The organism is Terrabacter sp. RAF57, assembly GCF_052113925.1.
GTDB lineage: Bacteria > Actinomycetota > Actinomycetes > Actinomycetales > Dermatophilaceae > Terrabacter.
Genome location: NZ_JBFRDT010000038.1, coordinates 1 through 12,271 on the forward strand (window position 1 = coordinate 1; position 12,271 = coordinate 12,271).

13 protein-coding genes and 1 rRNA gene are annotated in these 12,271 nt (G+C 72.0%); 8 read left to right on the forward strand and 6 right to left on the reverse strand.

Annotated features, from left to right (window positions below; all coding sequences use genetic code 11):
* Window positions 1-254 (reverse strand): antitoxin (locus AB4Y83_RS22165; RefSeq protein ID WP_442298202.1); only part of this gene is annotated, 254 nt, incomplete at its 3' end.
* 120 nt (window positions 255-374) lie between these two features.
* On the opposite strand from AB4Y83_RS22165, the gene AB4Y83_RS22170 reads away from it, so the two are divergent.
* On the forward strand, window positions 375-596 hold the full coding sequence (locus AB4Y83_RS22170) for a hypothetical protein (RefSeq protein ID WP_442276776.1): 222 nt from the start codon (window positions 375-377) through the stop codon (window positions 594-596).
* A gap of 92 nt (window positions 597-688) precedes the next feature.
* Here AB4Y83_RS22170 and AB4Y83_RS22175 read toward each other — a convergent pair whose 3' ends face one another.
* The gene (locus tag AB4Y83_RS22175; protein WP_442276775.1) at window positions 689-2,092 is read right to left on the reverse strand and encodes an NAD(P)H-quinone dehydrogenase; all 1,404 of its coding nucleotides are present in this window, start codon (window positions 2,090-2,092) and stop codon (window positions 689-691) included.
* Window positions 2,093-2,193: 101 nt separating this feature from the next.
* On the opposite strand from AB4Y83_RS22175, the gene AB4Y83_RS22180 reads away from it, so the two are divergent.
* Window positions 2,194-3,027, forward strand: coding sequence for a purine-nucleoside phosphorylase (locus tag AB4Y83_RS22180; RefSeq protein ID WP_442298203.1), 834 nt, complete (start codon window positions 2,194-2,196; stop codon window positions 3,025-3,027).
* Window positions 3,027-4,712: a phospho-sugar mutase gene (locus AB4Y83_RS22185; RefSeq protein ID WP_442276773.1), complete on the forward strand. Its 1,686-nt coding sequence runs from the start codon at window positions 3,027-3,029 to the stop codon at window positions 4,710-4,712. Before AB4Y83_RS22180 ends, AB4Y83_RS22185 begins: the two co-directional genes overlap by 1 nt.
* 73 nt (window positions 4,713-4,785) lie before the next feature.
* On the opposite strand, the gene AB4Y83_RS22190 is transcribed toward AB4Y83_RS22185, so the two are convergent.
* A complete protein-coding gene (locus AB4Y83_RS22190) occupies window positions 4,786-5,439 on the reverse strand; it encodes a PH domain-containing protein (RefSeq protein ID WP_442298204.1) in 654 nt (217 codons plus the stop codon).
* Between the two features lie 55 nt (window positions 5,440-5,494).
* Between AB4Y83_RS22190 and deoC the strand changes: the two genes are divergently transcribed.
* The 5 genes from deoC to AB4Y83_RS22215 are packed head-to-tail and all read left to right on the forward strand — an operon-like array spanning window position 5,495 to window position 10,339.
* Window positions 5,495-6,481: a deoxyribose-phosphate aldolase gene (deoC, locus tag AB4Y83_RS22195; protein WP_442298205.1), complete on the forward strand. Its 987-nt coding sequence runs from the start codon at window positions 5,495-5,497 to the stop codon at window positions 6,479-6,481.
* A gap of 60 nt (window positions 6,482-6,541) precedes the next feature.
* Window positions 6,542-8,014, forward strand: a complete 1,473-nt coding sequence (locus AB4Y83_RS22200) for an aldehyde dehydrogenase family protein (protein WP_442298206.1) — start codon at window positions 6,542-6,544, stop codon at window positions 8,012-8,014.
* Window positions 8,011-8,898 (forward strand): aldehyde dehydrogenase family protein, encoded by an 888-nt coding sequence (locus AB4Y83_RS22205; protein WP_442298207.1) that lies wholly within the window; start codon window positions 8,011-8,013, stop codon window positions 8,896-8,898. Before AB4Y83_RS22200 ends, AB4Y83_RS22205 begins: the two co-directional genes overlap by 4 nt.
* A 32-nt stretch (window positions 8,899-8,930) precedes the next feature.
* Window positions 8,931-9,647 carry a uridine kinase family protein gene (locus tag AB4Y83_RS22210; protein ID WP_442298208.1) on the forward strand — a complete coding sequence of 239 codons (717 nt, stop codon included), beginning with the start codon at window positions 8,931-8,933 and terminating at the stop codon, window positions 9,645-9,647.
* Window positions 9,644-10,339 carry an aspartate/glutamate racemase family protein gene (locus AB4Y83_RS22215; protein WP_442298209.1) on the forward strand — a complete coding sequence of 232 codons (696 nt, stop codon included), beginning with the start codon at window positions 9,644-9,646 and terminating at the stop codon, window positions 10,337-10,339. Before AB4Y83_RS22210 ends, AB4Y83_RS22215 begins: the two co-directional genes overlap by 4 nt.
* A gap of 96 nt (window positions 10,340-10,435) precedes the next feature.
* On the opposite strand, the gene AB4Y83_RS22220 is transcribed toward AB4Y83_RS22215, so the two are convergent.
* The 3 genes from AB4Y83_RS22220 to rrf form a co-directional block, all read right to left on the reverse strand.
* The gene (locus tag AB4Y83_RS22220; RefSeq protein WP_442298210.1) at window positions 10,436-11,593 is read right to left on the reverse strand and encodes an adenosine deaminase; all 1,158 of its coding nucleotides are present in this window, start codon (window positions 11,591-11,593) and stop codon (window positions 10,436-10,438) included.
* Complete coding sequence (locus AB4Y83_RS22225) at window positions 11,590-11,985, reverse strand: cupin domain-containing protein (RefSeq protein ID WP_056773071.1); 396 nt, start codon at window positions 11,983-11,985, stop codon at window positions 11,590-11,592. Before AB4Y83_RS22225 ends, AB4Y83_RS22220 begins: the two co-directional genes overlap by 4 nt.
* Window positions 11,986-12,145: 160 nt before the next feature.
* A 5S ribosomal RNA gene (gene rrf / locus AB4Y83_RS22230) occupies window positions 12,146-12,262 on the reverse strand.
* Window positions 12,263-12,271: the final 9 nt, after the last annotated feature.

Genomic DNA, 12,271 nt, shown 5'->3' on the forward strand with positions numbered 1-12,271 from the left:
GGGCTCGGCCCCGGCGCGGGCGGGGCCGGCGCGGGCGGGGCCGGCGGCTCGGGGGCGCCGGGCGGCTGAGTACCCTCCGCGTCGGGTGGCAGCCCGAGGCTCTCCTTGAGCGTGTCGGTGCCCTGGTCGACCTGGCCTGCGTACTTGCCGCCGGTGCGCTCGTTGATGAGCTCCTCGGCCTTGTCGAGACCCTGCTCGGCCTGCTCGGGGTGACCCTTGACGAAGTCCTTGGCCTTCTGGATCCAGTCGCTCACTGCGTGTGCCTCCACGGTCCGACCTGCCCAGGAACGTCCGACCCGCGGCCCGGGCGACCTCCCTGGCGTGGCGACGACGCCGCCACCGTCCCGACGCTACGCCTCTGGCACACTGCACGTGTGTTTGCGACCCTCACCACTGCCACGGCCGAGCAGCCCGTCTTCTCCGTGGCGAACCTCGTCATCCTCATCGTCGTGGCGGCAATCCTCTACCCGCTCCAGAAGAAGCTGCGCCAGGTGGTCTCGCGCCGCCGACGCGAGCGGTGGGCCGAGGAGGACCGGCGCGCAAACCTCGAGCGCGGGTCGGCAGACCGGCCGGCGCCGGGCGACGAGCAGCACTGAGCCACCGACGGCGTATGCCGTCCGTCCGGGTCCCGCGACGACGCGTGGCCGGCGCGCCGTCCCGCCTCGTCCGGTGTCGTCCCGGGCGGGTGTCAGTCGGACTGGTGCAGCTGGCGCGCCGCCTCGGCGATCGAGCCGGAGAGCGAGGGATAGACCGTGATGGTGCTCGACACCTGGTCGACGCTGAGCCGGTTCTGCACGGCCAGCGCGACGGGGTAGATCAGCTCTGAGGCCTTCGGCGCGACGACGACGCCGCCGAGCACCGTGCCGTAGCCCTTGCGGCAGAAGAGCTTGACGAAGCCGTCGCTGATGCCCTGCATCTTGGCGCGCGGGTTGCGGGCGAGCGGCAGGGTGACCGACTCGACCTCGGGTGACTCGTCGGCGGTGTTCTGGCTGATGCCGACCGTCGCGATCTCGGGCTCGGTGAAGATGTTGGCGGCGACACCCCGGACGTTGAGCGGCGACACGGCGTCGCCGAGCGCGTGCCACATGGCGATGCGGCCCTGCATGGCGGCGACCGACGCGAGGGGCAGCACCCCGGTGCAGTCGCCCGCCGCGTAGACGCCGCCGACACTGGTGCGCGAGACGCGGTCGACCTGGACGTGTCCGGAGGGGCTGAGCTCGACGCCGGCCTCCTCGAGGCCGAGACCCGCGGTGTTGGGCACGGACCCGACGGCGAGCAGCGCGTGCGAGCCCTCGACCGTGCGGCCGTCGACAAGGGTCACGACGACGCCGTCGGCGGTGCGCTCGACCGAGGCTGCACGCGACTTGTTGAGGACCTCCATGCCGCGCTTGCGGAAGACGTCCTCGATGACGGTGGCGGCGTCGGCGTCCTCGCCGGGCAGCACCCGGTCACGGGAGGAGACGAGGACGACCTGGGAGCCGAGGCCGAGGTAGGCCTGGGCGAGCTCGGCGCCGGTGACACCGGAGCCGATGACGATGATGCGCTCGGGCAGCTCCTCGAGGGAGTAGATCTGCTGCCAGGTGAGGATGCGCTCGCCGTCGGGCCGCATCGTGTCCATGACGCGGGGCGCCGCGCCCGTGGCGACGAGGACGACGTGGGCCGTGAGCTCCCGCGTCGTGCCGTCGGCGAGCTCGGCGACGACGCGCTCGCGACCGGCGATCCGGGCGGTGCCGCGCAGGACCGTGACGCCGACCTGCTCGAGGCTGCCCTGGATGTCGGCGCTCTGGGCGGCCGCGAGCTCGAGGATCCGGTCGTTGACGGTATGCGCCTGGGCGACGGCGTCGGACACCTCGTCACCGTCGTCGTCCTGCAGACGCACGCCGAGGCGCGAGGCCGTCTCGAAGTCGGACATGTAGTCGGCGGTCGCGATGAGGGCCTTGCTCGGCACGCAGTCCGTGAGGACCGCCGCGCCGCCGAGACCGTCCTTCTCGACGATGGTGACCTGCGCCCCGAGCTGGGCCGCGACGAGGGCCGCCTCGTAGCCGCCGGGGCCGCCGCCGATGATGACAACGGATGTCTCGCGCGTGATCACGGGACCATCCAACCATCCCCCGCGCCGAGGCCCGGCCGGCCCCCGAGCCGCCGCCCGGGGAGCGGTTCCTGCGCCGCGACGACCTCGCTAGAGTCCTGAGCGTGACCAGTTCCCACCGCGATCTCAGCGACCCCTCCACCGACCCCTTCGACGTCGCCGCCGACGCCGCCGCCGTCATCGCCGAGCGCACCGGCGTCGACCACCACGACGTCGCGCTCGTGCTCGGCTCGGGCTGGGGCCAGACCGCCGACCTCATCGGTGAGACGCTCGCGACCGTCGACAACGCCGACGTCCCCGGCTTCCACAAGGCCGCCGTCGCCGGCCACTCCGGCAGCATGCGCTCGGTCGCCATCGGCGACACCGGCCGTCGGGCCCTCGTCTTCGGCACCCGCACCCACTTCTACGAGGGACGCGGCGTGCGGGCCGTCGTCCACGGCGTGCGCACCGCGAAGGCCGCGGGCTGCTCGACGGTCGTCCTGACCAACGGGTGCGGCGGCCTCAACCCGGCCTGGGCGCCCGGCACCCCGGTCCTCATCCGCGACCACATCAACCTCACCGCGCACTCCCCCATCGAGGGTGCGAACTTCGTCGACCTCACCGACCTCTACACCCCGCGACTGCGCCACCTCGCCCGCGAGGTCGACCCAGACCTCGACGAGGGCGTCTACGTCCAGTTCCGCGGCCCCCACTACGAGACCCCGGCCGAGGTGCAGATGGCCAAGGTCATCGGCGGGGACCTCGTCGGCATGTCGACGAGCCTCGAGGCGATCGCCGCGCGTCAGGCTGGGCTCGACGTCCTCGGCATCTCGCTCGTCACCAACCTCGCCGCGGGCATCTCGGACCAGCCGCTGAGCCACGCGGAGGTGCTCGAGGCCGGCCAGGCCGCCGCCGAACGGTGCGGCCGCCTGCTCGCTGCGGTCGTGGGGCGTCTCTGATGACGACCGTCGACACGACCGAGACGTTGTATGCCGCGGCGCGCGCCTGGCGCGACGACGACCCCGACCCGACGACCCGTGACGAGCTCGATGCCGTCCTCGGGCGGGCCGCCGCGGGAGACGCGGAGGCCGCCGCCGACCTCGCCGACCGCATGGCGGGCCTGCTCGAGTTCGGGACCGCGGGCCTGCGCGGTGCCCTCGGCGCCGGCCCCAACCGGATGAACCGCAGCGTCGTCATCCGCGCGGCGGCCGGCCTCACGGCATACCTCAAGGACGAGGGGCGCGCCGGCGAGGCGCCGACGGTCGTCGTCGGCTTCGACGCACGCTACAACTCCGACGTCTTCGCCCGCGACACGGCCGCGGTCGTCGTCGCTGCCGGCGGTCGGGCGCTGCTGCTGCCCCAGCCCCTTCCGACGCCCGTCCTCGCGTTCGCGATCCGCCACCTCGGCGCCGATGCCGGCGTCATGGTGACGGCGAGCCACAACCCGCCTCAGGACAACGGCTACAAGGTCTACCTCGGCGACGGCAGCCAGATCGTGCCGCCGGCCGACGCCCAGATCGCCGCCCACATCGGTCGCGTCGAGCGGGTGGCCGACGTGCCGCGCGTGTCCGAGGGCTGGGAGACGCTGGGCGACAACCTCCTCGAGGACTACGTCGACGCCGTCGTCAGCGTCGTCGACCCGCACTCACCGCGCGACCTGCGCATCGTCCACACGAGCCTCCACGGCGTCGGCCACGGCACGGTGCACACGGCCTTCGTCCAGGCGGGCTTCGCGGCCCCGGTCGTCGTCGACGAGCAGGCCGTGCCCGACCCGGACTTCCCGACCGTCGCCTTCCCGAACCCCGAGGAGAAGGGTGCGATCGACCTCGCGCTCGCCCGTGCGCGCGCCGTCGGCTGCGACCTCGTCATCGCCAACGACCCCGATGCCGACCGCTGCGCCGCCGCCGTGCTCGACCCGGCGCTCGGCGACTGGCGGATGCTGCGCGGCGACGAGGTGGGGGCACTGCTCGGCGCGCACATCGTGCAGCGAGGTGTCTCGCGCCGCGACGTCTTCGCCAACTCCATCGTGTCCTCGCGCCTGCTCGCGTCGATCGCCAAGGCGGCCGGACTCGCCCACGAGGAGACGCTGACCGGCTTCAAGTGGATCTCCCGCGTCGACCGGCTGCGCTACGGCTACGAGGAGGCGCTCGGCTACTGCGTCGCCCCGCAGCTCGTCCGCGACAAGGACGGCGTCAGCGCCGCCCTCCTGCTCGCCGAGCTCGCGGCCGGCCTCAAGGCGCAGGGGCGCTCCCTCATCGACCTGCTCGACGACCTCGCGATCGAGCACGGCGTCCACGCGACCGACTCGTTCGCGGTGCGCGTCTCGGACCTCGCCCAGACCGACACCCTCATGAGCCGCCTGCGTGCCGAGCCACCCACCACGGTGGCCGGCGTCGACGTCGCCCGCGTCGACGACCTCGCGGAGGGCGACGGCGGGCTGCCACCGACCGAGGGACTGCGCTACCACCTCGCCGACCGCTCGCGGGTCATCGTCCGCCCGAGCGGCACCGAGCCCAAGGTGAAGGTCTACCTCGAGGTCATCGAGCCCGTGGCCGGTCCGGCGTCGCTCGGGGAGTCCCGTGCGGTCGCCGAGACGCGCCTCGCCCGGGTCCGGGCCGACCTGGAACGCCTCACGTCCCTGTGACGCCGCTCCACGCGTACGCCATCGACGGCGTACGCGTGGGGCCGGGTCACCCTGACCCGTCAGAGCGGGCCCCTCAGACGACGAACGTGCCGATGACGAAGAAGGCGAGGCCGACGAGGAGCAGGCCGACGGACGCCGGGTCCCAGACCTGGTGCGCGATGCGTGGCGTCCGGCCGTCCTTGCGCTTGCGGTCGGCGCTCATCCGGGCCTCGACCTCGGCCGCGACGGCCTGCGCCTCGACCTTCGACTTCGCCGGCTCCTCGGTGGTCCCCTTGCCCCGCACCTTGTTGGCGCCCACGGTCAGCATGCCGCGGCCGTACCTCGGACGACCGGGGTCGGCCGGCACCCCCCACGCGGTGTAGCGGCGGCCGTCCGCGACGACCTCGAGCGCCCAGCGTGACCTGACCTCGCTGATGGCCGGCCACGTGACGTCGACGACCCGCAACGGGTTGACGAGTCGGATCCCCTCGGCGTGGATGACGACGCAGGGTCGCACGACGAAGAGCCACAGCAGCACGAGTGCGAGCACCACGGTCGAGATGAGCGTCCAGCTGCGCGGTTCGGTCAGCACACCGGGGACGAGCAGGGCGACGCCGGCCGCCGCGCCGATGACGCCGACGGTGACCGACGAGCCGGGCCGGAGCGTGCGGGCATCGCGCAGGGCGACGCGCTGGGGATGATCCTCGGCGGGTGAGTCGGAGGGCAGCGGGGACACGTCGGGGCTCACGGACAGACTCTCTCACGCGTCACGGGCCGTCTCGATAGGTGGATAGACTCCCGTGGTGACAGTTAGCACCACGACGCGCACCGCGCAGGACCTCACCGCGCAGGCGCGGGACGTCCTCGGGGTGTCGCGCCTGACGAACCATGCCCTCACCTCCTGGYTGCACGGCCTCCCCGGGGTGGACCAGGTCGGCTGCGAGGCACGGGCGGCGTCCCTCGGCACCCGCTCGATCAAGACGACGAGCAAGGCCTGGGCGATCGACACCGCCATCGGGATGATCGACCTGACCACCCTCGAGGGCTCCGACACGGTCGGCAAGGTCCGGTCCCTCTGCGCCAAGGCCCTCGTGCCCGACCCGCTCGACCCCACGACGCCGCGCCCCGCCGCCATCTGCGTCTACGGCGACATGGTCGCGACCGCGAAGGCCGCGCTCGGCGACAGCGGCATCCACGTCGCCGCCGTGGCGACGGCCTTCCCGTCCGGGCGCGCGAGCATGTCGGTCAAGCTGGCCGACACCCGCGACGCCGTCGAGGCCGGCGCCGACGAGATCGACATGGTCATCGACCGCGGTGCGTTCCTCTCGGGTGACTACCTCACCGTCTTCAACCAGATCGCCGAGGTCAAGCAGGCCTGCGGCACGGCGCACCTCAAGGTCATCATGGAGACCGGCGAGCTCGTCACCTACGACAACGTCCGCCGCGCCTCGTACCTCTCGATGCTCGCGGGCGGTGACTTCATCAAGACCTCCACCGGCAAGGTGCAGCCCGCCGCCACCCTGCCCGTCACGCTCATCATGCTCGAGGCCGTGCGCGACTGGCGCGACCTCACCGGCAGTCAGGTCGGCGTCAAGCCGGCCGGTGGCATCAAGACGACCAAGGACGCCATCAAGTACCTCGTCATGGTCAGCGAGATCGCCGGCGACGACTGGCTCTCGCCCGAGTGGTTCCGCTTCGGCGCCTCGAGCCTGCTCAACGACCTCATCCTCCAGCGTCAGAAGCTCGCCACGGGTGCCTACTCCGGCGCCGACTACGTGACGATCGACTGATCGCGACTGCCTGACTGACCGACCGCGCCTCACACGACAGCGCCCACGAAAGACACCCTGATGCCGAAGTTCGAGTACGCCCCAGCGCCGGAGTCGCGCGCCATCGTCACGATCGAGAAGTCCTACGGTCTCTTCATCGACGGTGCGTTCACGCGTCCCAGGGCGACCTTCCCCACCGTCAACCCCGCCGACGAGACGGTCCTCGCCGAGGTGAGCCAGGCCGGCCCCAAGGACGTCGACAAGGCCGTCGCCGCGGCCAGGCGAGCCTACGAGGGCGTCTGGGGCCGGATGAGCGGCGCCGAGCGCGGCAAGTACCTCTTCCGCATCGCCCGCATCCTGCAGGAGCGGGCCCGCGAGTTCGCCGTGCTCGAGACGCTCGACAACGGCAAGCCGATCAAGGAGACGCGGGACGTCGACGTGCCGGTCGCCGCGGCGCACTTCTTCTACCACGCGGGCTGGGCCGACAAGCTGGAGTATGCCGGCCTGTCCGCCTCGGGCGCCGACGTGCCGCGCCCGCACGGCGTGGTCGGGCAGGTCATCCCGTGGAACTTCCCGCTGCTCATGCTCGCGTGGAAGATCGCGCCGGCCCTCGCGACGGGCAACACCGTCGTGCTCAAGCCCGCCGAGACGACCCCGCTGAGCGCGCTGCTCTTTGCCGAGGTGTGCCAGCAGGCCGACCTGCCCGCCGGTGTCGTCAACATCATCACCGGTGACGGCCGCACCGGTCAGGCGCTCGTCGAGCACCCCGACGTCGACAAGATCGCGTTCACCGGCTCGACCGACGTCGGCAAGGCGATCGCGCGGTCCATCGCCGGCACGTCGAAGAAGGCGACGCTCGAGCTCGGCGGCAAGGCCGCCAACATCGTCTTCGACGACGCGCCCCTCGACCAGGCCGTCGAGGGCATCGTCAACGGCATCTTCTTCAACCAGGGTCAGGTCTGCTGCGCCGGCTCGCGCCTGCTGGTCCAGGAGAACGTCCACGACCAGGTCGTCGCCAAGCTCAAGCGCCGCCTCGGCACGCTGCGCGTCGGTGACCCGATGGACAAGAACAGCGACCTCGGCGCGATCAACTCCAAGGCGCAGCTCGACCGCATCACCTCGCTCGTCGAGGCCGGCGTCGCCGAGGGCGCCGAGCGCTGGAGCCCCGAGTGCACGCTGCCCGCCAAGGGCTACTGGTTCCCGCCGACGGTGCTCACCGGTGTCTCGCAGACGCACCGCGTCGCCACCGAGGAGATCTTCGGACCGGTCCTGTCGGTGTTGACCTTCCGCACGCCGCAGGAGGCGGTCGCCAAGGCCAACAACTCGGCGTACGGCCTGTCCGCGGGTGTCTGGACCGAGAAGGGCTCGCGCATCCTCTGGATGGCCGACCAGCTCAAGGCCGGCGTCGTCTGGGCCAACACCTTCAACCGCTTCGACCCGACCTCGCCCTTCGGTGGCTACAAGGAGTCGGGCTACGGCCGCGAAGGCGGCCGCCACGGCCTCGAGGCCTACGTCACCACCGCCCCTTCGACCCTGACGGGAGCCGCCCGATGAGCCGCCTCGACGTGCGCAAGACCTACAAGCTCTACATCGGGGGCAAGTTCCCGCGCAGCGAGTCCGGTCGCTCCTACGAGGTCGTCTCGGCCGCGGGCGAGTTCCTCGCCAACGCCGCGATGGGGTCGCGCAAGGACGTCCGCGACGCGGTCGTCGCCGCGCGTGCCGCCCTGCCCGGCTGGTCTGGTGCCACCGCCTACAACCGCGGGCAGGTGCTCTACCGCGTCGCCGAGGTGCTCGAGGGTCGCCGCGCCCAGTTCGTCGAGGAGGTCGCCGCGAGCGAGGGCCTGACGGCTCGCGCGGCGGGTGCCGTCGTCGACGCCGCGATCGACCGGGTCGTCTGGTACTCCGGATGGACCGACAAGATCGCCCAGGTGCTCGGCAACCTCAACCCGGTCGCCGGACCGTTCTTCAACGTGTCGGCTCCCGAGCCGACGGGTGTCGTGGGCGTGCTTGCGCCGCAAGCCTCCTCGCTGCTCGGGCTCGTGTCCGTCGTGGCCCCGGTCATCGCGTCGGGCAACACGGCCGTCGTCGTGTCGTCGGCCGCTCGTCCGCTGCCGGCGGTGACCTTCAGCGAGGTGCTCGCGACGTCCGACGTGCCCGGTGGCGTCGTCAACATCGTCACGGCCCAGACCGCCGAGGTCGCCACGTGGCTCGCCGCGCACCGCGACGTCAACGCCATCGACCTCACCGGCGTCGCCGGCGCCGAGGGCGTCGACTGGGCCGCGCTCGAGGCGGAGGCCGCCGGCAACCTCAAGCGCGTCCACCGACCGGCTCTGGCCGACGGCGTTCCCGTCGAGCCCGACTGGAACGCCGACCCCGGTCTCGGTCGCATCCGGGCCTTCGTCGAGACGAAGACCGTCTGGCACCCCAAGGGTCTCTGACCCGGTCCCTGGACCTGGTGGAGGAGGGCGAGGTGGCGTCGGTCGACCACCGTTCGGGCGACACCGCGGGCGAGCAGCCCGCGGGTCGGCCCGGCGCGGACCCCGCGGGTGCGCCGGCGACCGGCGGGACCGGCCGTGACCGCCGCCGCGTCATCCTCCTGACCGGACCGAGCGGCGCCGGCAAGAGCCGGCTCTCGGCACGGCTCAGCGCCACCCACGGGTGGCCGGTCGTGCGGCTCGACGACTTCTACCGCGAGGCGAGCGACCCGCAGCTGCCCCACTCCCCCCTGGGCATCCCCGACTGGGACCACGCCGACTCGTGGGACGCCCAGGCTGCGGTCGAGGCGCTGCGGACGCTGGTCGACGACGGCCGCGTCGAGGTGCCCGTCTACGACATCGGCGCCTCTGCGGTGACGGGTCGGCACGTCGTGGAGGCCCGCCCCACCGACTTCGTCCTCGCCGAGGGGCTCTTCGCGGGACGTCTCGTCGAGCCGCTGCGCCGGGAGGGACTGCTCGCCGATGCCCTCTGCGTGCGCCAGAACCGCAGCCTGACGGCCCTGCGCCGCTTCGTGCGTGACCTGTCAGAGCGTCGCAAGCCGCCGCACATCCTCGTGCGGCGTGGGCTCGCCCTGTGGCGCGACGAGCCCCGGGTCGTCGCACAGGCACGCGCAGACGGCGCCCGCTGCCTGCATCCCCGACAGGCGGAGTCCGAGCTCGGCACCCTCCTCGGGGTCGGTGCCTCGACGTGAGGCTCGTCGGTCTGCTCGGAGGCATGAGCTGGGAGTCGAGCGCGGAGTACTACCGTCTCGCCAACGAGCTGGTCCGTGAGCGGGTCGGCGGTCTGGCCTCGGCGCGACTGCTCCTGCACTCCGTCGACTTCGCCGAGGTCGAGCGACTCCAGGCGGAGGACCGCTGGGACGAGGCCGGCGCGCTGCTCGCGGCGGCGGCCGCGGGACTGGAGGCCGGCGGGGCCGAGCTGCTCGTGCTGTGCACCAACACCATGCACAAGGTGGCTCCCGCCATCGAGGCTGCCGCCTCGATCCCCCTGCTGCACATCGGCGACGTGACGGCGCGGGCGGTGCGTGCTGCGGGCCTCGCACGAGTCGGTCTGCTCGCCACGTCCTACACGATGGAGCAGGACTTCCTGCGCGAGCGTCTCGCTGGTCACGGGCTCAGCGTGCTCGTGCCCGACGGCGGCGACCGCGCGGTGGTCCACCGCATCATCTACGAGGAGCTGTGCCTCGGCGTGGTGACCGAGGAGTCCCGGCAGGCCTACCGCGACGTCATCGCGCGGCTCGTCGCCGCCGGCGCCGAGGGTGTCATCCTCGGCTGCACCGAGATCGAGCTGCTCGTCGACCAGTCCGACGCGGACGTGCCGGTCTTCCCGACGACGCGCCTGCACGTCGAGGCTGCCGTCGACGCCGCGCTCCCGGACGACTGACCTCTCTGTCCCTGACGCCACACGGCCGGTTCGAGGTGATCGCGCGCCCCCAGCGGGCGTCACGGTCACCTCGGACCGGGCGAGGTACAGACGCTCTCAGGCGATGGGCGGGGCCTGGTAGCCGAGGGCTGCGTAGCCGGGCTTGATGACGTCGTCGATGAGTGCCAGACGCTCGTCGAAGGGGACGAAGGCCGACTTCATGGCGTTGATCGTCACCCAACGCAGGTCCTCGAGGGTCCAGCCGGCMTCGTCGCGCAGCAGGGCCGCCTCCTTGCTCATCGACGTGTCGCTCATGAGCCGGTTGTCGGTGTTGAGCGTGACGCGGAAGCGCAGGCGACGCAGCAGCGTGATCGGGTGCAGCGCGATCGACGGCGCCGCGGAGGTCTGCAGGTTGCTGCTCGGGCACATCTCGAGGGGGATGCGCTTGTCGCGCACGTAGGCCGACAGGCGCCCCAGACGCACGCGGTCCAGCTCGAGCGACGTCAGCGCGTCGGCCTCGTCCTTGTTCCCCTCGACCCACTGCGCGAAGGGTGCGCCGTCGATGGTGATGTCGTCGACGATGCGGACACCGTGACCGAGACGGTCCGCGCCGCACCACTGGATCGCCTCCCAGATCGACGGCAGACCGAAAGCCTCCCCGGCGTGGATCGTGAAGTGGAAGTTCTCGCGGCGGAGGTACTCGAACGCGTCGAGGTGACGGGTGGGCGGATAGCCGGCCTCTGCGCCGGCGATGTCGAAGCCGGACACGCCCTCGTCGCGGTAGCGGATCGCGAGCTCCGCGATCTCGGTCGACTTCGCCGCGTGGCGCATCGCCGTGAGCAGCGAGGTGACCCGGATCGGGTGACCGGCGGCCGCCGCCTTGGCCTCTCCGTCGCGCAGACCGGCGTTGACGGCCTCGACGACTCCCTCGAGCGTCAGACCCCGGGTCAGGTGCTGCTCCGGCGCATAGCGGCTCTCGGCGTAGACCACGCCGTCGGAAGCCAGGTCCTGGGCGCACTCGCTCGCGACCCGGAACAGGCCCTCGCGCGTCTGCATGACGGCCAGGGTGTGGTCGAAGGTCTCGAGGTAGCGCGGCAGCGACCCCGAGTCGGCGCTCTCACGGAACCACGTGCCGAGGGCGGCCGCCTCGGTCTCGGGCAGGGCGTCGTAGCCGACGTCCGCGGCCAGCTCGATGATCGACTGGGGGCGCAGGCCGCCGTCGAGATGATCGTGGAGCAGGACCTTGGGAGCGCGCAGCACGTCGTCCGAGCTCACGACGCGTCCCCGGCCGCCGTGTCGGCGTCCTCCTCGCGATGGACCGAGTCCGGGCTGAAGGCCGGCAGGCAGACGGCGACGTACTCCGCGCCCTCGGGACCGCACGAGTAGCGGATGCGCTCACCGCCGCGCGTGATCACCGACTGGCCCGCGCCCACCTCGAGCGTGCCGCCGTCGTGGTCGATGAGCACCGTGCCGGCGAGAACGAGCGTGATCTCGTCGAACTCGGGGGCCTGGAAGGGCTCGGACCATCCGGCCGGCGCCACCATGCGAGCGACCGAGACCGAGCCCTGCAGACGGGCGTCAGGAGTGTTGACGGCACCGATGTGCTCGTCGATGACCTTGCCACCGGGAACGGGGATGCGGGTCGGGGAGGGGATGAGTTCAGGCACGGACCAACCCTAGTCCCTCCGACTCGGACGCCCCATCCCCTGGCGGTGAGCGGCCCGACGGGGATCGGACCGGTGTCGCAACGGCAGAGCCACACCGTCAAAAGGGCATGGAAATGCGACAACCCCGCCAACGGTGTTGGCGGGGTTGTCGTGAATGGTTGTCCGGCTGCGTCCTACTCTCCCACACCGTCACCAGTGCAGTACCATCGGCGCTGAAGGGCTTAGCTTCCGGGTTCGGAATGGAGCCGGGCGTTTCCCCTTCGCTATGACAGCCGAAACTCTATGG

What these genes read in the sequence shown, in the direction of transcription:
- AB4Y83_RS22185 (WP_442276773.1), top strand. Translation starts at nt 3,027, where the DNA reads ATGACGACCGTCGACACGACCGAGACGTTGTATGCCGCGGCGCGCGCC.
- AB4Y83_RS22200 (WP_442298206.1), top strand. Translation starts at nt 6,542, where the DNA reads ATGCCGAAGTTCGAGTACGCCCCAGCGCCGGAGTCGCGCGCCATCGTC.
- AB4Y83_RS22205 (WP_442298207.1), top strand. Translation starts at nt 8,011, where the DNA reads ATGAGCCGCCTCGACGTGCGCAAGACCTACAAGCTCTACATCGGGGGC.